Origin of the sequence: Burkholderia sp. Bp9016 (assembly GCF_003857765.1) — a bacterium.
Lineage (GTDB): Bacteria > Pseudomonadota > Gammaproteobacteria > Burkholderiales > Burkholderiaceae > Burkholderia.
In genome coordinates this window covers 170,149-187,532 of sequence record NZ_QTPY01000012.1, presented here as the reverse complement: position 1 = coordinate 187,532, position 17,384 = coordinate 170,149, and the positions used below count along the sequence as shown (strand labels likewise).

General features: G+C 64.1%; 21 protein-coding genes and 1 pseudogene. 9 read left to right on the top strand and 13 right to left on the bottom strand.

The window, feature by feature from the left end; all coding sequences use genetic code 11:
- Nucleotides 1-72 precede the first annotated feature (72 nt).
- Complete coding sequence (locus DIE13_RS16955) at nt 73-510, bottom strand: helix-turn-helix domain-containing protein (protein ID WP_124828246.1); 438 nt, start codon at nt 508-510, stop codon at nt 73-75.
- Nucleotides 511-839: 329 nt separating this feature from the next.
- Here DIE13_RS16955 and mnmE point away from each other — a divergent pair, with 329 nt between their 5' ends.
- Nucleotides 840-2,234 carry a tRNA uridine-5-carboxymethylaminomethyl(34) synthesis GTPase MnmE gene (gene mnmE, locus DIE13_RS16950; protein ID WP_124828245.1) on the top strand — a complete coding sequence of 465 codons (1,395 nt, stop codon included), beginning with the start codon at nt 840-842 and terminating at the stop codon, nt 2,232-2,234.
- Nucleotides 2,235-2,371: 137 nt separating this feature from the next.
- Here mnmE and DIE13_RS16945 read toward each other — a convergent pair whose 3' ends face one another.
- From DIE13_RS16945 to DIE13_RS16930, 4 genes are all read right to left on the bottom strand, one after another.
- Entirely contained in the window at nt 2,372-2,836 is a 465-nt protein-coding gene (locus DIE13_RS16945; protein WP_124828244.1) for an OmpA family protein, read from the bottom strand.
- Complete coding sequence (locus DIE13_RS16940) at nt 2,837-3,553, bottom strand: M35 family metallo-endopeptidase (protein WP_124828243.1); 717 nt, start codon at nt 3,551-3,553, stop codon at nt 2,837-2,839. It abuts the gene before it with no gap.
- Nucleotides 3,554-3,557: 4 nt separating this feature from the next.
- Nucleotides 3,558-4,103 (bottom strand): hypothetical protein, encoded by a 546-nt coding sequence (locus DIE13_RS16935; RefSeq protein WP_124828242.1) that lies wholly within the window; start codon nt 4,101-4,103, stop codon nt 3,558-3,560.
- A gap of 213 nt (nt 4,104-4,316) precedes the next feature.
- Nucleotides 4,317-4,772, bottom strand: a complete 456-nt coding sequence (locus DIE13_RS16930; RefSeq protein ID WP_234745044.1) for a PAAR domain-containing protein — start codon at nt 4,770-4,772, stop codon at nt 4,317-4,319.
- A 213-nt stretch (nt 4,773-4,985) separates the two neighbouring features.
- Here DIE13_RS16930 and DIE13_RS16925 point away from each other — a divergent pair, with 213 nt between their 5' ends.
- On the top strand, nt 4,986-5,243 hold the full coding sequence (locus DIE13_RS16925; RefSeq protein ID WP_124828241.1) for a hypothetical protein: 258 nt from the start codon (nt 4,986-4,988) through the stop codon (nt 5,241-5,243).
- A gap of 71 nt (nt 5,244-5,314) precedes the next feature.
- On the opposite strand, the gene DIE13_RS32930 is transcribed toward DIE13_RS16925, so the two are convergent.
- The 5 genes and pseudogenes from DIE13_RS32930 to DIE13_RS32925 all read right to left on the bottom strand — a co-directional run bounded on the left by DIE13_RS32930 (nt 5,315) and on the right by DIE13_RS32925 (nt 6,521).
- Entirely contained in the window at nt 5,315-5,473 is a 159-nt protein-coding gene (locus DIE13_RS32930; RefSeq protein ID WP_175751034.1) for a hypothetical protein, read from the bottom strand.
- Between the two features lie 112 nt (nt 5,474-5,585).
- A complete protein-coding gene (locus DIE13_RS33830; RefSeq protein ID WP_199568542.1) occupies nt 5,586-5,777 on the bottom strand; it encodes a diguanylate cyclase domain-containing protein in 192 nt (63 codons plus the stop codon).
- Nucleotides 5,723-5,953: pseudogene (locus tag DIE13_RS33825) on the bottom strand (hypothetical protein); the annotation flags it as partial. The pseudogene DIE13_RS33825 and the gene DIE13_RS33830, both read right to left, overlap by 55 nt.
- A gap of 60 nt (nt 5,954-6,013) precedes the next feature.
- On the bottom strand, nt 6,014-6,262 hold the full coding sequence (locus DIE13_RS16915) for a DUF2795 domain-containing protein (RefSeq protein ID WP_124828240.1): 249 nt from the start codon (nt 6,260-6,262) through the stop codon (nt 6,014-6,016).
- Between the two features lie 88 nt (nt 6,263-6,350).
- Entirely contained in the window at nt 6,351-6,521 is a 171-nt protein-coding gene (locus DIE13_RS32925; RefSeq protein WP_162840546.1) for a hypothetical protein, read from the bottom strand.
- Nucleotides 6,522-6,674: 153 nt separating this feature from the next.
- Between DIE13_RS32925 and speG the strand changes: the two genes are divergently transcribed.
- From speG to DIE13_RS16900, 3 genes are all read left to right on the top strand, one after another.
- Nucleotides 6,675-7,217, top strand: coding sequence for a spermidine N1-acetyltransferase (gene speG / locus DIE13_RS16910; RefSeq protein ID WP_124828239.1), 543 nt, complete (start codon nt 6,675-6,677; stop codon nt 7,215-7,217).
- A gap of 500 nt (nt 7,218-7,717) precedes the next feature.
- On the top strand, nt 7,718-8,065 hold the full coding sequence (gene sap1, locus DIE13_RS16905) for a surface attachment protein Sap1 (RefSeq protein ID WP_124828238.1): 348 nt from the start codon (nt 7,718-7,720) through the stop codon (nt 8,063-8,065).
- 176 nt (nt 8,066-8,241) lie between these two features.
- On the top strand, nt 8,242-8,796 hold the full coding sequence (locus tag DIE13_RS16900) for a YaeQ family protein (RefSeq protein ID WP_124455812.1): 555 nt from the start codon (nt 8,242-8,244) through the stop codon (nt 8,794-8,796).
- Nucleotides 8,797-8,806: 10 nt separating this feature from the next.
- Here the strand turns inward: DIE13_RS16900 and DIE13_RS16895 are convergent, their stop codons facing one another.
- Nucleotides 8,807-9,220, bottom strand: a complete 414-nt coding sequence (locus DIE13_RS16895) for a VOC family protein (protein WP_124828237.1) — start codon at nt 9,218-9,220, stop codon at nt 8,807-8,809.
- 439 nt (nt 9,221-9,659) lie between these two features.
- On the opposite strand from DIE13_RS16895, the gene ada reads away from it, so the two are divergent.
- From ada to gshA, 3 genes are all read left to right on the top strand, one after another.
- A complete protein-coding gene (ada, locus tag DIE13_RS16885) occupies nt 9,660-10,751 on the top strand; it encodes a bifunctional DNA-binding transcriptional regulator/O6-methylguanine-DNA methyltransferase Ada (RefSeq protein ID WP_124828236.1) in 1,092 nt (363 codons plus the stop codon).
- On the top strand, nt 10,748-11,722 hold the full coding sequence (locus tag DIE13_RS16880) for a DNA-3-methyladenine glycosylase (protein ID WP_124828235.1): 975 nt from the start codon (nt 10,748-10,750) through the stop codon (nt 11,720-11,722). Before ada ends, DIE13_RS16880 begins: the two co-directional genes overlap by 4 nt.
- A gap of 475 nt (nt 11,723-12,197) precedes the next feature.
- Nucleotides 12,198-13,811 carry a glutamate--cysteine ligase gene (gene gshA / locus DIE13_RS16870; protein WP_175770389.1) on the top strand — a complete coding sequence of 538 codons (1,614 nt, stop codon included), beginning with the start codon at nt 12,198-12,200 and terminating at the stop codon, nt 13,809-13,811.
- A 91-nt stretch (nt 13,812-13,902) separates the two neighbouring features.
- Here gshA and DIE13_RS16865 read toward each other — a convergent pair whose 3' ends face one another.
- Nucleotides 13,903-14,226: a DUF4148 domain-containing protein gene (locus DIE13_RS16865; protein ID WP_124828232.1), complete on the bottom strand. Its 324-nt coding sequence runs from the start codon at nt 14,224-14,226 to the stop codon at nt 13,903-13,905.
- Nucleotides 14,227-14,642: 416 nt separating this feature from the next.
- Here DIE13_RS16865 and DIE13_RS16860 point away from each other — a divergent pair, with 416 nt between their 5' ends.
- Nucleotides 14,643-16,283, top strand: coding sequence for an L-lactate permease (locus DIE13_RS16860; protein WP_124828231.1), 1,641 nt, complete (start codon nt 14,643-14,645; stop codon nt 16,281-16,283).
- A gap of 46 nt (nt 16,284-16,329) precedes the next feature.
- Here the strand turns inward: DIE13_RS16860 and DIE13_RS16855 are convergent, their stop codons facing one another.
- Nucleotides 16,330-17,247, bottom strand: a complete 918-nt coding sequence (locus DIE13_RS16855) for a LysR family transcriptional regulator (protein WP_124828230.1) — start codon at nt 17,245-17,247, stop codon at nt 16,330-16,332.
- Nucleotides 17,248-17,384 lie beyond the last annotated feature (137 nt).

Genomic DNA, 17,384 nt, shown 5'->3' with positions numbered 1-17,384 from the left:
AAAAAGCCGCATGGTTTGATCCATGCGGCTTTTTTGTTTCTGGCGGGGAGCGCGTACGTCGATCGTGCCCGGTCAGGCCTTCTTCGCTTCAAGCTTGGGGTCGCCGCCGTAGAACTGCTCGATCAGTTCCTGAACGAGGTAACGCTGATGCGGTGGTAGCGCCTCGATCTTCGAGGCGAGTTCGATCGTCTCGGGCGTCGGCGGATAGCGCTCGTCACGCGGCAGCGGTTGCGGCGTCGTATGCTCGTTCACGCTCGGCGACGGGCCGTAGTGCAGCCAGTGCAGTTCGACGCGCAACCAGTTGGCGAGCGTTTCGAGTTTGTCGGGTGTCGGAATCGTGCGGCCCGTCAGCCATTTGTGCGCGGTTTGCGGTGACACCGGCTGCGCACCGCGATGGCGCAGATTGAACCGGTTCGCGAGCTCCGTCGCACCGGCGACCTTGTCGGGGCTGCGCCGCAAGGCGAATTTCAGGCGTTCCGAGAACGCTGCTTTTTCTTCGGGTGTCGGCATGGGGGTGATTGTGCAATTCCGCCGACGCGTCTCAGACAACCATATGGGATAAAGATATCCTATTCAGACGAATCTCAACCCGATCCGGAGCAGGCGGTGCAATTGGGGGCCTCAGCGTTGGGCCACCATATCGGGCATACTCGTCCGAAACAGGCCGCGCGTGACGGCGCCCCATTGATACTCGACTTAGCTCCGGCGGGATAAATTCGGGCGAGTCCGAAACCGACGTGGCGCCCGGTGGCGCGCGGGCCGGCACGCTACAATGCCGGCGTTCCGGTGCCCGAACTGTTGCGCGGGCGCACCGTTCACCCTCTGATTACCCGATTCCCATGCTTGCTACCGACTCCGATCCGATCGTCGCCATTGCCACCGCTGCCGGCCGGGGCGGCATCGGCGTCGTCCGCGTGTCGTTCGGGCGCGGCGGCGAGGCGGCCGCGCTGCCGCTGATCGACGCGCTGTGCGGGCAGCGGCTTGCGCCGCGCCATGCGAGCTACGTGCCGTTCCTCGATGAACGTGGCGCGCCGCTCGACCGCGGGATCGCGCTGTATTTCCCCGCGCCACATTCGTACACCGGCGAGCATGTTCTGGAACTGCAGGGGCACGGCGGGCCGATCGTGATGCAGCTGCTGCTGCAGCGCTGCCTCGATGCAGGGCGCGGTTTCGGGCTGCGGCTCGCGGAGCCGGGCGAATTCACGCGGCGTGCGTTCCTGAACGACAAACTCGACCTTGCGCAGGCCGAGGCAGTCGCCGACCTGATCGAGGCGAGCACCGAAGCGGCGGCGCGCTCGGCCGGGCGCTCGCTTGATGGCGCGTTCTCGCGGCAGATCCATGCGCTCGTCGAGGACGTGATCACGCTACGGATGCTGGTCGAGGCGACGCTCGATTTTCCGGAAGAGGAAATCGACTTCCTGGAAGCGGCCGATGCGCGCGGCAAGCTCGCGAAGATTCGCGAGCAACTGGCGCACGTGCTCGGCGATGCGCGGCAGGGGGCGCTGCTGCGCGAGGGGCTGTCGGTGGTGCTGGCGGGGCAGCCGAACGTCGGCAAGTCGTCGTTGCTGAATGCGCTGGCCGGCGCGGAGCTGGCGATCGTCACGCCGATTGCGGGCACGACGCGCGACAAGGTCGCGCAGACGATTCAGGTCGAAGGGATTCCGCTGCACATCATCGATACGGCCGGGCTGCGCGAGACGGAGGACGAGGTCGAGCGCATCGGGATCGCGCGCACGTGGAGCGAGATCGAGCGCGCGGATGTCGTGCTGCATCTGCTGGATTCGCGCACGGGGATGACGGCGGACGACGAGACGATCGCCGCGCGGTTCCCTGGCGGCGTGCCGGTGGTGCGCGTGCTGAACAAGACGGATCTCACCGGAGTGCCGGCGTGCGTCGAGCATCCGGCGGCCGAAGGCGATCTGACGGAAGTGCATCTGTCGGCGAAGCGCGGCGACGGGATCGACATGCTGCGCGTGGAACTGCTGCGGATCGCGGGGTGGCAGGCGGGGGCCGAAGGTGTCTATCTGGCGCGCGAGCGGCATCTCATTGCGCTGCGCGCCGCGCAGGAACATCTAGCGCAGGCGGCCGATCATGCGGAGCAAAGGGCCCAGTCGCTCGATCTCTTTGCCGAGGAGCTTCGGCTCGCGCAGGAGCAACTCAATGCGATTACGGGGGAGTTCACTTCCGATGATCTGCTGGGGGTGATTTTCAGCAGGTTTTGTATCGGGAAATAACCGGTCGTCGCAAGGTTGCGGAGCAAGTCTACGGACGCGAGGTGCTCGTCGAGGTGGGCAGGGGCGCAGCTTGCACGAGCACATCAATACCCATCCGCTGGTTGGGTATTCAAGAATGTGACTGGCGGCAAGCGAGATTACATGCCATCACAACAGTTGTCGGGACACCCTGGGCTCACTTGAACGGTAACTTCACGGGCATCTGAGGTCGCTTCGGCTATGCTGCTCGCCGAATAAATCTCCGTCTGTATTTGAAATGGTGCATTTATCAGACCATTGCCTATGGCGATTTTTGCCACCTCGGTGGCTCGCTTCCGTGCAAGTAGGTCGTAGTTGACTTCATTTTTTGATGCGCTGCCAATCACATCGATCCAATTTTGAATTGGATATCTTGAATTAATTTTTGAAATCCATTGATTCAATTTGACTTGTTCGGATTCTGAAATCTCAAAACTATTTTGTGAAAAAGAAACGAAGAATTGTTGCGATGGTAGATTTTGTGAGCCACGGCATTCTGCCGTCGCAAGCGTGGGCAGGGAAAGTGAGATTGCAATAGAGGCTGCTACCGTTGCGATCCGAGTCATCATATTTAATGCGCTCATTTATTTTGTAAATTTTTCTTCGCCATAGATCACATACCCGGTGAGTGTATCCGCGTTTCGCAGTGCCAGGTCTGGATTTTCTCGTGCCCACATAACCGCAGTGGGATCGAGCCCGTATCGAGGGTCGCCACTTCCGAAGGTATCCGTGAAATGTGTTACTTCGTGAATGAGGGTGGATAGACGGGAATCTCTGAACATGCTCTGATCATGTAAGCCGTCGCAAAATTTCATGCTGATACTTATAAGTCTGCGTTCAGTATTTGGGCCGCACACGTGAGCGGCCTCAAGGTCCAGATTGCTCGTGTTGGGTACGCAGCCGAGCATTCGATCCAGGTTCGGGTCGGATCGAACGAGATTGTGTGGTGAAAGCGTTTTGAGAACGGATAGGTGGCGTGTAAAGCCTTCGAGAAGATATTGTTGTGTATTTTTATCGCATCGGTTGAACCAATACATCATCCTATCTTTTGTTTTTTCGTTGTATAGATTTAAATCAGCGACTCTGCGCTCAACCAAAATGATGGCCCATTTTATCAGCCGTGACGCCATAATCCTGAATTCTCTATCAGTCATGTTCGGGCAAATCGGCGTCGTATCAATTGATACGTAGACCATCGATCCTGGGTTTGTGTTCGTGACAGCGCCAGAATGAACAAGAAACCATTCCTTGTTTTCGCCAACGTCGAAATCGTATTCGCTTTTGTCCGAAAAGTTGTTCATTTCGTCAATGTCCGGTTGTATAGATTTTCAACGATGCTGCTGCGTCTGTAGCGATTCGAGAGGTTTGCCCAGCGGAGTCTGTGGTCCCCGTGAAGATTTGCCCCGTCTCGGCGACGATTCGATAGCAGACGTTTGCAAGTCGGCGGCCCGTTTGATCGAGCAAGATGTATTGCTCATCGTGCGTGGCATCCGGTGGCACGGGCGACAAGTGGGCGGCGCCGGGCCTTTGTCCGTTCAACGCCTCGACCTCGGCGGCGGTGAAGATCATTCGCATGCCGCGCTCGGCGTAGAAGACCGGCGACGGATTGCAGCCGCAGACATTGATATCCCCGCTCAATGCCCACTGCTTGCCGTTCGGGCCTGTACCCGGCCAGCGCGGCCCCACCGGTGCGATGTATCCGTCGCGCTCGCACGCCGTACAGTAGGTTTTCATATCGAGCGTGGCGATACTGACGCTCGGAGGTGGGTTCGAACACGTCACACTGTCGAGCCCTTCGACAATCACCGCATTCCTGGCGCGATCACCTTTGGCGAGAAAGTAGCGAATCATCGCGACGACCTCAGCGCGGCTGGAGTGAACTGAAGACGATTTCAAAAACAACGGAGGAGGCAGTCCCCTCTCGCTCGGGACTATCAGTGATCGTGTCGCCGTTATCGAGTTCGCTGCCGACAAAGGCAAGTAGCGTGAAGTCAGGACGATCGGTTAAACCCAGTCCACTCACAATGTGCGCGGTCGAACCGTCGGGATAGTGGATTGCGTCGCCTACGGTCGCCGCCTTACCCAGGTGCTGCCCTGCCTCCAATGTGCCAGACGGCTCGCACAATACGCCACCGCGTGCCGTCGTCGCACCACGTACCGCTGTCGGTAAGTGCGCGGTGGGGGCGGCGGCACATAGGCAGGATCGAACAGTCCGGGAACGCGCTGCCCCTGCGGCACATGAATGCCCCATGAGGTGCGCAGCGTTTCGGTAATGCGGTCGCCGTTGCTCAAGCGACTGCCGACCAACGCAAATGGTTTGCCGTTGCTGTGGGTACTCCCGGCCCCGTCAACAATTGCGGCTTCGCTGCCGTCGTCGTAGGTCACTACGTCTCCCACGCGGGCCACTTGCAGTCCGGCCAACTCGAGGCCGCTGGTCGCTGTACTGACGCGTCCTCCGCGTTCCGTGAGTGAACCAATGGTCACGAAAAGATGCGTTGGTGCTTTGTGTTCGTTTTTCATCCGATTTTCCCGTCTCGGTAAGTGGAATGGCTCGCCTAGAGACGCTATTCCAGGTAAGAAACTTGGATCAATCAGACGAATATGATTAGGAATCTATAACTACTAGGAATTGTTCCGTTTTACGGGTTGTGTCGGCCGGGTGCATGAAATCGCATCGATTGAGCGGCAAGATTTGATGAGTTGCTCAGAGGCGCAAACTGGACGACGGTCGATGTGCAAGCGATCGACGATGTGTTGGGCGAAGGGGATTTCTGGCCGATGTCCTATATCGACGGCAAGCGGCCGTACGGCGACCACACCTACTATCAGTTCGACATGGCCGAACTGCTGGGCGAGCCGTACGAACGGGATGCGCGAGGCAACCCGATCAAGGACGCGAAAAAGGATGCGCGGCTCGAGCGTTTCCACTGCGAAACGCTCGCTGCGCTAGAGGTATTTCTGATGCACGCGGGCGTGACCAAGGCGGCTTGATTGCGTCGCGATCCGGATCGTCGATCGTGCCTCGGAAGACGCTCATCGACGCATCCGGATCCGTGCCTGCATCAATCCCAATGACGATGGTGGTAATACCCGCCACCGCCGTAATACCCGCCACCGTCAGGCACCACGATACAACCGCTCAGCAACACGGCGACGCTGGCAATCAGCAAAAGGGTTTTCTTCATCGCGTTCACCTGCTTGGATTCGAGATAACCCAGCATAGCGAGCGTCGTCAACACCGGCTGTAAGCGATCGTTTCCCCGTTCCGCAATCCGTAACGGCGGATTATTCCGGTCACAATGACCGTAACAAATTGCCAATCCGCAGACGTTTTCAGGCCACCGCGACCCGGTTTCGCCCCGCATCCTTCGCGCGATACAACGCGGCATCGGCGGCCTCGATCAATGCGTCGGGCGTCGACAACGCATCCTGCGACACGGTCGCGCATCCGACGCTCACACTCAAACGCCCAGCAGGTTCAGCGTCGTGTCGGTGAGGCAGGCGAGCACCGCGATCGCGAGCCACATGTCGAGCGTCGTGCGCAACCGGCCCGCAGCCAGCACGGCAACGAGCGCGAGCGCATTGAGTATCCAGACGACGAGCGCGATCCCGTTCACGGGCAGCACGGCCGCGCTGCCGGGCGGACGGAACGCGGGCGGCAGCGTCACGTTCAGCGCGAGCGCGCACAGCAGCGCGGCGGCATGCAGCCGGCCGCTGCGCGATCCGGTGCGGCCCGATCCTATCGCGTTACTGGCGCGCGCTCAAATACCGAGGCCAGGCCCGAAGTTGCCGGCGACCCAGTGCGTGACGGCATCGACGTCCGCGTAATCCTGCTCGGGCAGGCCGTCGAGCATCGACAGCACTTCGTTACTCGCGCCGGCGTCGCGCGCGGCGTCGACGATCGCATCCTTGTTTGCCGGATAGCGGACCGCCGAGAGCACGTCTGCGATCTGCAGATCGATCGCTTCGTGAGGGATATCGTGCGCCGGGGGTAAGGGTTTGTCGTTCACGTCGTCGTCTCGCTGGTTGAGCGGGAATCGGTTCGATGCGGAAGGTGTTGCACCGTTCGGGGCGGCCAGCACGGGGATGTCGATTGGCTCAGTGCCCGCGCCGCGCGCGGCGCCACGGATGCTTCCAGTCGATGTGCGGCGCGTTTTCGTCGCGCGGGTGCTGGCGCCGATGCTCCTGCCAAAGCTCGTCGGAGAACAGTGCAGCCACGATCACGAGTGGCAGCACGAGGAAAATGCCGAGTATGACTTGCTCGATCACGATAGCCTCCTTGCGGTGGCAGGAACCGTTGCCCCCATTCTAGGCTCTGAACTCGGCCCGCGGTCAACTTCTTACAACGCGAAACGCGCGGCGTTCGGCGCAGTGCCGCCGGCGCGTTTCGCACGCGCGCGGACATCAAAAAAGGACACGAACATGCAACTCCAGAACGACAACCACACGCTCGCATTGCGGCCGCTGGAGCGCCAGGATCTGCGCTTCGTCCACGAATTGAACAACGACGCAAAAATCATGCGCTACTGGTTCGAGGAGCCGTATGAAACCTTCTCGGAGCTGTCGCAACTGTATGACCGCCACGTGCACGACCAGCGCGAGCGCCGCTTCGTCGCGGTCGATACGCAGGACGAACTCGTCGGCCTCGTCGAGCTGATCGAGCTCGACTACATCCACCGACGCGGCGAGTTCCAGATCATCATCGCGCCGCAATGCCAGGGGCGCGGCTATGCGGGCCAGGCGACGCGTCTCGCGATCGAGTACGCATTCAAGGTGCTGAACATGCGCAAGCTTTACCTGATCGTCGATACGTCGAACGCCGCGGCGATCCACGTGTACGAGAAATGCGGATTCCAGCACGAGGCGGAATTGAAGGAAGAATTTTTCGGAAACGGCGCGTATCACAACGCATATCGCATGTGCATCTTCCAGCGCGATTATTTCGAGCGCGCACAAACGGACTGAATAAATCCGGGTAGAAACACATGACGGAATTCACCGCGCTGCCGCGCTGCCGCGGGTGCGACGCATGCGGGGAAATCCGGGTAAATACGAGAACGCTTATACCTGGCATTTTTCTTGTATCAGGTAATTACTGCTTCGCATTGCGGTAAATTCATGTCGCATCGGACGACTTTAGGTGCGACGCATCAAAGTCGCGCCGCTATTGAAATGAATTATCCAAACCGTTCAATCGGGGTGTTGTAACTTTGCTGAAAGCCTTGTCGGCCAGTGCTTTGCGCTCGACGGCGCGGGCCTGTGCGCCGCACGCCAGGCGTCGCCGCGCATGCGCGGCACGCGAAAATCCGGCGGTGCGCAGGGTGCGACAATCGGCCGCTATTGCGATCGCACAACAAATGTGCTTGATATCGCTTGCCGGTCTTCTAAAGTGAAAAACGCGGGTTCACGATCACCTTTAAACACATAGCTAACCCAGCCTGGTGCCCGCAAGCCTGGAGACAAATATGATGAAGCGAGCCGGTGTCCTTTTCGCCCTTGTCGGCGCATTTTCCTTCGTGTCGATTGCCCAGGCAGACGGAGATTCGGTCGTCAAGCCGAAGCAGGAAATCCAGCTGACGAAGAATGCATGGGGCTGTCTGTCGAAAGACAATCTGGACTCCGTACTGAGTCATGAGCGTGACGGCAAGTCGCAGGCGAGGCAGCAGTACTTCGACGACTACCGTTGCCTGTCGGTGCCGGAAGGCCAGCGTTTCCGCGTGGTGTCGGTCGATCAGGGCGACGTGCAGTTCGTGAGCGCCGACAACAGCGACCAGCAAGGCCTCTGGACCGATTCGCGCTTCGTCAAGCAATAACCCGCAGCGCACCTCTCGCCATCGCGCACCGGCCGTGCACGCCGGTGGCGCGGCCTGAATGCGGCCCGGCCGATGCCGGGCCGTCGTGCTGTGGCGCACACATCGCGCGCCGGGCGGCGCGCATTCGGTATCATCACGACCCGACCGAACCGAATGCCCGCCCGGGCCGTATCCGCATGGCGCTGAAATCCACGATCTACAAAGCCGAACTGCAAATCGCCGACATGGATCGGCATTACTACGCCGATCACGCGCTGACGGTCGCGCGTCATCCGTCGGAAACCGACGACCGGATGATGGTGCGCATCGTCGCGTTCGCGCTGTTCGCGCACGAGCGTCTCGAGTTCTGCAAGGGGCTGTCGGACGTCGACGAACCGGATCTGTGGCAAAAGGACCTGACGGGCGCGATCGACGTCTGGATCGAGGCAGGCCAGCCCGACGAGCGGCGCATCTCGAAGGCCGCCGGCCGAGCCGGACAGGTCACGGTGATCGCATACGGCGGCAAGACGTCGGATATCTGGTGGCAGGGCGTGCGCAGCAAGGTCGAACGGTTGCGCAACGTGCAGGTGCTGTCGCTGGCCGATGGCGTCGCGACTGCGCTCGGGCGGCTGGCCGAGCGCACGATGCGCCTGCAGTGCACGGTGCAGGACGGCGCCGCATGGATCTCGAGCGCCGACCACGATCCCGTTGCGGTCGAATGGACCGTGCTGAAGGCGCGCGCGGACGCGTGAGCACCCACGCTCAGCCGAGCGCGGCGGGCGGCCCCTTGAATTCCAGCATGTTGCCTTCCGGATCGAACAGATAGATCGACGGCCCGTAGCCGCCCGCACCGTAGCGTTCGGCGGGGGCGCCGGGCCGCGCGCCGCAGGCGGCGAAATGCTCGGTCAGCGCGGCGGGATCGAACGGCTCGACGCGCAGGCACAGGTGATCGAGGTTGCGTCCCGTGCCCGGCGGGCCGCTGTCAGGGCGATCGATCGGACCGCCGACCGACAGCAGGTCGATCAGCGCGTCGCCCGCGCGCAACTGCACGAGGCCGAGGTCGGGCTGTTCCTTCTCCACGTGGCAGCCGACGGCATCGCAGTAAAAGCGCGTCATCGCGGCCATGTCGGTCACGCGCAGCACGACGTGATCGATTGCGCGGATGGTCGGTTTCATGAACGGGCACTCCTTCGCGGACAGCGTGCACCGAGTGTAGACCGCACCGGCGACGCGCGCCGGAACAGCCACGATCGAGGGACGAAAAAAAGCCCGTTCACGCAGAGCGGAACGGGCTTAATCCATATCAGGAGGAGACATGGAGGAGACAGTTCCAACTATACACACGGCGATGGTGCGTTGCAATATTTCGAGTGTAAAAAATCGTGAGGATGGCGATTTGTCGCAGCCGCACTGCAGCAAAAGGGTGACGGAACGATGACGAAGGCGGCGCCCGGGCAGCAGCGGCGCGGCTTTTCGTCTGATCGACCGATTTCGATATGCCCCCGGTTTATGTCCCGCTTTCGCCGACGCGAATCACAGAGCAAGATTCAGGGCGCGACGGGATGTGCCGATGTCTAGAGTAGGTACCATCTACACTAGAGCGTGCGAGGTTCAGATGAAAACCGCCTATCCGACCGACGATGCCCGCTGGGGCGCCGTGACCGCCCGCGATCCGCATGCGGACGGCGCGTTCTTCTATGCCGTGCGCACGACCGGCGTGTTCTGCCGCCCGAGCTGCGCGTCGCGGTTGCCGCGGCGCGAGCACGTGTCCTTCTTTGCCGATCCGGCCGCCGCACGTGCAGCCGGGTTCCGGCCGTGCAAGCGCTGCCAGCCGGAAGGGCTGCCGCGCGAGCTGGAAATCGTCAATCGCGCGTGCGCGGTGCTCGACGCGCATGCCGAGCGGCTCACGCTGCAACAACTGAGCGACGCCGTGCACGTGAGCCCGTTCCACCTGCAGCGGCTCTTCAAGCGCGTGGTCGGCGTGTCGCCGCGGCAGTACCAGGCCGCGCAGCGCGGCGCCGCGCTGCGGCAGGCGCTGCAAAGCGGACAACCCGTCACGCAGGCTGCCGTCGACGCGGGCTTCAATTCGCCGTCGCGGCTCTATGCATCGGTGCCGCGCGAGCTCGGGATGGCGCCGTCCGCGTTCCGCCGCCAGGGCGCCGGCCTGCGGATCGACTATGCGACCGCGGCGACGCCGCTCGGCACGGTGCTTGTCGCCGCGACCGAACGGGGCATCTGCCGGATCGCGTTCGGCGACGCGTCGGGCGCGCTCGTCGCCGAGCTGAAGGACGCGTTCGCGCGCGCCGAGCTGGTTGAAGCGCCGTCGAGACTTGCGCCGTTCGTCGCGCAGATCCGGGCATACCTGGACGGCACGCGGCACGCGTTCGACCTGCCGCTCGACATCGCGCCGACCGCGTTCCAGCAGCGCGTGTGGGAAGCGCTCACGCATATCCCGTACGGCGAAACGCGCAGCTATTCGGAGATCGCCGAGGCGCTTGGCTCGCCGCGCGCGGTGCGGGCCGTCGCGTCGGCATGCGCGTCGAACCCGGTCGCGCTCGCGATCCCGTGTCACCGTGTCGTGCAGAAGGGCGGCGCGCTCGCCGGATATCGCTGGGGCGTGCGCCGCAAGGCGACGCTGCTCGCATCCGAGGCGCGCCATGTGCATGGCGATGAAACCGATGTCGTTGCGGAGGGAAACGCAGTTTGAGCATTGAAAAAACCGCGATCACGTCCACCACGGACGGCGGCCATGTGCCGCCGTCCGCGCAGATGGAACTGCGTTTCAAGGCGCCGTACGACTGGGCGCGCGTGCTGCGCTTCTTCAGCGGACGTGCGATTCCGGGCGTCGAGCAGGTCGTCGACGGCATGTATCGCCGCATCGTCGATCTGAACGGCGGCGCGGGCCGGCTCACCGTCACCAAGCATCCGCGCAGGCATTGCCTGATCGCGACGGTCGAAGGGGCGGCCGCGCGTCATGTCGACGACACATTCGCGCGCCGTATCGCGTCGATGTTCGACCTCGGCGCCGATCCTGCCGCGATCGGCGGCGCTCTCGCGCGCGATCCGTGGTTCGCGCCGCTCGTCGAGGCCGCGCCGGGATTGCGCGTGCCGGGCGCCTGGTCGGGGTTCGAACTCGCGGTGCGCGCGATCGTCGGCCAGCAGGTGAGCGTGAAGGCGGCGACGACGATCGTCGGCCGGCTCGTCGAACGGGCGGGCGAGCGCGTCGTGCATGAGGACGGCATGGCCGCTTCGCACGGCGGCCCCGCGTGGCGTTTTCCGACGCCGGACGCGCTTGCCGCGTGCGATCTCGAGAAGATCGGGATGCCCGGCAAGCGGGCGGCGGCGCTGACTGGCATGGCGCGCGCGGTGGCGGCCGGCGACGTGCCGCTCGAACCCGCGCATGCCGATCTCGGCACGCTGCGCAGCGCGTGGCTCGATCTGCCCGGCATCGGTCCGTGGACCGTCGAATACATCGCGATGCGCGCATGGCGCGACCCCGACGCTTGGCCGGCGTCCGATCTCGTGCTGATGCAGTCGATCACCGCGCGCGATCCGTCGCTCGACCGGCTGGCAAGTCAGAAGCGCCGCACCGAAGGCTGGCGGCCCTGGCGCGCGTACGCGGCGCTGCATCTGTGGAACGACGTGGCGGACCGGGCCGGCGGCGCGCGGGGCGGGTGAGGGGTGTGTGGTAGCTGGTCACCCGGGGAGCGGGCAACGCCGCGATGCAGCCCGCGCGGGCCGAACGCCGGGCGGATCGGTCGGCCTCCTCATGGTTGCGCCCGCTGAGCGCGATTCGGCGAATCCGGCGCGGGCTGTGTTGAATGCACGGCGCGGTTCGCGTACGGCGAGCATGGGTTGACGGGTTCGGAAGCGCCGGTTGCACCTGTCGCCGCAGAGGTGCACGCCGTGTTCCGTCCGACGAATTCGCACCGATCGCCACGCTCGTCGGCATCGACGCGAAGCCGGCCGCGTACGACGCGATGGCTGCCATCGCCCCGTCCGGCGGCCCGCTGCGCCGCGCGCGGCCTGCCCTGAGCCGCCTCAAGCGCGTGTTACGGCGAGATGTTAAAGTGCCCGCTACCAACGAAGCGACCAATAATCCAGCCGGCCGCGCGCGGCGTTCTGCACGCGGCCGTCACGCACTTGCGTCTCCATGTCGAACACCATGACTCACCGCCAGTCCGAACTGCTGCTGAATCGTCTCGAAGCGCTGAGCTCGGGCCCGACGCGGCAGCATCTGCCCGACGGCCTGCGCGGCATCGAAAAGGAAAGCCTGCGCGTGACGCGCGACGGGATGATCGCGTTTACGCCACATCCGCGCGCACTCGGTTCGGCACTCACGCACCCGTCACTGACCACCGACTATTCCGAAGCGCTGATCGAGCTGATCACGCCGGCGGAACCCGACGCATCGATCACGCTCGAGCGTCTCGACGATCTGCACCGCTACGTGTATGCGTCGCTCGGCGACGAGATGCTGTGGAACGATTCGATGCCGGGCTTGTTGCCGGCCGACGATGAAATTCCGATCGCCGATTACGGCACGTCGAACATCGGCCGCCTGAAGACGGTGTACCGCCGCGGCCTCGCGTATCGCTATGGCCGCACGATGCAGTGCATCGCGGGGATTCACTACAACTACTCGCTGCACGAGGAAGTGTGGCGGCGCCTGCATGCGGAAGAAGGGTCGACGGCCACGCTCGTCGATTACCAGTCGGAGCGCTATCTCGCGCAGATCCGCAACTTCCGCCGCCGCAGCTGGTTGCTGATGTACCTGTTCGGCGCATCGCCGGCGCTCGACGCGAAATTCCTGCGCGGCAAGCCGCACAAGCTCGACGCGTTCGATGCCGATACGCTGTATCGGCCGTATGCGACGAGCCTGCGGATGAGCGACCTCGGTTACTCGAACACGACCGCGCAGGCCGCGCTGCACGTCGACTACAACACGCTGCCCGGTTATCTCGACGCGCTGTCGAAGGCCGTGAGCGAAGCGTATCCGCCGTACGAGGCAATCGGCACGCACCGCGACGGCGAGTGGATCCAGATCAACACGAACGTGCTGCAGATCGAGAACGAGTTCTACTCGACGATCCGGCCGAAGCGCGTCACGTATTCGGGCGAGCGTCCGCTGCATGCGCTTGCGTCGCGCGGCGTGCAGTACATCGAAGTGCGCTGCCTCGACATCGACCCGTTCGAACCAACCGGCATCGCGCTCGAAACTGCTCGCTTCATCGACGCGTTCCTGCTCGCCTGCGCGCTCGACGACAGCCCGGTGCTCGACTGCGATGCGTACAAGGAAGCGAATGCGAACTTCAGCAGCGTGACGATGGATGGCCGCAAGCCGGGGCTCACGCTGACGCGCGACGGCCAGCCGGTCACGCTGCAGGCCTGGGCGGACGACCTGATGGCCGACATCGAGACCATCGGGCGCCGGCTCGACGAGATTCGTGGCGGCGACGAGCATGTGCGCGCGATCGCCGCGCAGCGCGAGAAGCTTGCGGATCCGGAGCGCACGCCGTCGGCGCGCGTGCTGCGTACGATGCGCGAGAACGGGCAGTCGTTCCTCGACTTTGCGCTCGCGCACAGCGAAGTGCATGCCGCGCACTTCCGTGCGAACCCGCCGTCGGCCGATACGATGCGCACCGAGCAGGCGCTTGCCGCGAAGTCGCTCGCCGAGCAGGCCGAGCTGGAAGCGAAGGAGGCCGGATCGTTCGACGCGTTCGTCGCGGCTTATCGTGCGTACACGCTGAACCGCTTCAGCGTGTGACCGCGGCAGCCCGCTGCGCGTCGCGCGGCGGGCACGCCGACTGCGGGCCGGGGCGCCGCGCGTTCACGCGTGCGCCACGGTTTCTCCCGCTTCAGTGATGCGCGTAAGTGTCGCGATCGACCACCTGTGGCAGTGCGGGCTTTCCCGATTCCACATTTGCACGGCCGTCGCTGCCGTAGCCGGCCGCGTCGCCGCGCGTCTGCGCGGCACGCTGCATGACTTCCTGCATGTTTTGCGGAAAGTCGGGACTGCTGGCGAGACTCGTCCGATAGCCGGCGGCCTGCAATTCCACGAGTTCCTGACGAACTTCGGCACGCGTCAGCGTCGATGTGGCCTGTGCCTGTGCCTGTGCCTGGGCGGCCACGGCCGAGCCGATCAGCAGTAACGCACAGGCCGCAAGTTTCATGGTTTTCATCGTGTTTGCTCCGTGAAGTTCCGGAGCCGCGCATTCGTCGGCGCGGGCGGAATCGATGCAGCCAGTCTAGGCTTCGGACGCCAAACGAAACATCCCGCTCGCCGTCAGGCACCTTTGCCGGCTGAGCAACATTGCGACGGCGGCTGACTGGCGCGCTCGTCAGCCAGCCGCCATTCGCCGTTCATCGTGCGGCCGGCGGCTTGTCGCGGGCGCCGCGCATCGGGCTTGTCCCCCCTTGTGCAAGCGCGATGCGCCTCCTAACCTCTTTTAAGCGACCGGTCGGTCGGCGCTGTCGCATGGTTGCATGCGCAAGCGTCGGACGATCTTCACCGCCGTGGAACGCACGTTTGATACGGGACGGGGTCGGGCGCTGACGCGCATCATCCCGCCGACATCCGATCGACAACGGAGACACGATGAATCCTACTGCCGCCCTGCCGCCCGGCATCCTGTTCGCACAGCCGTTGACGCCCGTCGCCAACTCGCTGTTCCTTTCGTTTCTCGTTGCGGTGATCCCGATCGCGGTCGCGCTGATCGCACTCGGCGTGCTGCGCCGGCCGGCGTGGCAGGCGTCGCTGGCCGGACTCGTCGCCGGCCTCGCGGTCGCGATCGGCGCGTGGGGCATGCCGGCCGGCCTCGCGTTCAACGCGGTCGGCGCCGGCATGGCGCTCGCGGTCGTGCCCGTGATGTGGATCGTTTTCAACGCCTTGCTGCTTTACAACATCGCGGTGAAGTCGGGCCGCTTCGACCAGTTCCGGCAGTGGATGCTCGACAACCTGCCCGACGACCGGCGCCTCGTGCTGCTCGTCGTCGCGTTTTCGTTCGGCTGCCTGCTCGAAGGGATCTCGGGCTTCGGCACGCCGGTCGCAATCACCAGCGCGCTGCTGATCGCACTCGGCTTCCCCGCGCTCGAAGCGCTCACCTACACGCTGCTGTTCAACACGGCGCCGGTCGCGTTCGGCGCGCTCGGCGTGCCGATCACCGTGCTCGGCGCGGTCACGTCGCTGCCGCCGACCACGCTTGCCGCGATGGTCGGCCGGCAACTGCCGTTCTTCGCGCTGCTGCTGCCGTTCTACGTGGTCGGCGCGTACGGCGGCCTGCGCTCGATTGCGAAGCTGTGGCCCGCGCTGCTCGTGTCCGGCGGCAGCTTCGCGATCGCGCAGTTCGTCACGTCGAACTTCCTCGGCTATCAACTCACCGACGTGCTGTCGTCGCTCACGTCGCTGATCGTCACGATCGGTTTCCTGCAGGTGTGGAAGCCGCAGCCCGATCCGCAATACGCACTCGCGCGCAGCGTGCCCGCCACGGCCGGCGCCGCGCGCGCGGGCTTCGGCGGCTGGCTGCCGTGGATCGTCGTTTCGGTGGTCGTGATCGTCTGGGTGCACGCGAACATCGCCGCGATCGGCGACGTGAAGATCAAGTGGCCGGGCCTGCACAACACGGTGTTCGTGTCGCTGTACCACAAGCCGTATGCGGCGATCTGGGACTTCCAGCCGCTCGGCACCGGCACCGCGATCCTCGTGGCGGCAATCATCACGGCCGTGCTGACGCGCACGGGCATCGGCGCGTTCCTCGAATGCGTGGTCAAGACGTGGCGGCAAACGTGGATCGCGATCGTCACGGTGATGATGATCGTCGGCCTCGCGTACCTGCTGAACTACTCGGGGATCAGCTACACGCTCGGCACCGGCGTCGCGTCGACCGGCGCGCTGTTCCCGCTCGTGTCGGCGTCGCTCGGCTGGATCGCGGTGTTCCTGTCCGGCAGCGACACGTCGGGCAATGCGCTGTTCGGCAACCTGCAGGTCGTCGCCGCACGGCAGCTCGGCTTCGACCCGGTGCTGATGGCCGCGACCAACTCGTCCGGCGGCGTGATGGGCAAGATGATCTCGCCGCAGAACATCGCGACGGGCGTGTCGACGACCGATCTGAAAGGGCAGGAGGGCGTCGTGTTCGCGCGTACCTTCTGGCACAGCGTGATTCTCATGCTGCTGCTCGGCGTGCTGGTGTTCCTGCAGCAGCACGTGCTGACATGGATGATCCCGGCGCTGCCGAAGTGATGTGCGCCGGCCGGCGTGGCGCGGGCGACGGTGTCCGCACGCGCATTCAGCGCGCGGTCACCCGCAGCGCCGTGCGCGCCCTGCGCGTCGTATCGGCCGCTTCATTGCCGGCCGGCAGGATGCACGCGAGGAACGCATCGATCGCGGGGCTGTGGCGGCGCGCCTTCAGGTAGTACACGTATTCGTCGATCGTCGTCTCGACACCGCGCAGTTCGATGACGCGCAGGTCCGGATGACGCTCGGCCTCGCCGCGTGGAAAGAGGCTCCCGCCGACGCCGTGCAGGATGGCCTCGCGGATCGCTTCGCGGCTGCCGATCTCGGCGACCGAGGTGGCCGCGACGCCGGCCGATGCGAGGATCGTCTCCGTGCAGCGGCGCGTGACCGAGCCTTCCTCGCGAATCAGCAGCCGCACGTCGGCGAGCTGAGCGGCGTCGATCGCGTCGAAGCGCGCGAGCGGATGGTCGCGATGCACGACGAGCACCAGCGGATCGGTCGAGATCACCTTGCGCTCGAGGCCTTCCGCGTCATTGCGCTGCGACGACACCGCGAGGTCGATGCGGAATTCGTGCAGCGCCTGCAGGATTTCCTCGGAATTGCCGATCCGGCACGTGAGCGCGATTGACGGATGCGCATGCGAGAAACGGCCGACCGCATCCATGATGTAGTACGGCCCGGTCGCGCCGATCCGCAGCTGACCTTCGAACAGGCCGCCGATGTTGCGCAGCATGATGTCGGCCTGCGCTTCGAGTGCGATCATCTTCTCGACGAGCGGCAGCAGCTCGATGCCGGTCTCGGTGACCTCGAGCTTGCGGCCGCTGCGGTAGAACAACTCGACGCCGTACAACTGCTCGACCTGCCGGATCTGCGCGGCGATCGTCGGCTGGCTCACGCCGAGGTGGCGCGCGGCGCGCGTGATGCTGCCCTGCCGGACGGTCGCATGGAACGCCTTCAGCTGATCGAACACGACTCGGCTTCTCCCCTCTTCATCGCGCGTCAGCGTAGCGTGCGCATGTGTCGGCCGGATGAAAGGCGCGTCGTGCGCCGCTTCGCAAAAAAGCTGGGGGTGAGCGCAAGAAACCTGCTGGAACCGGTCACGGCCGG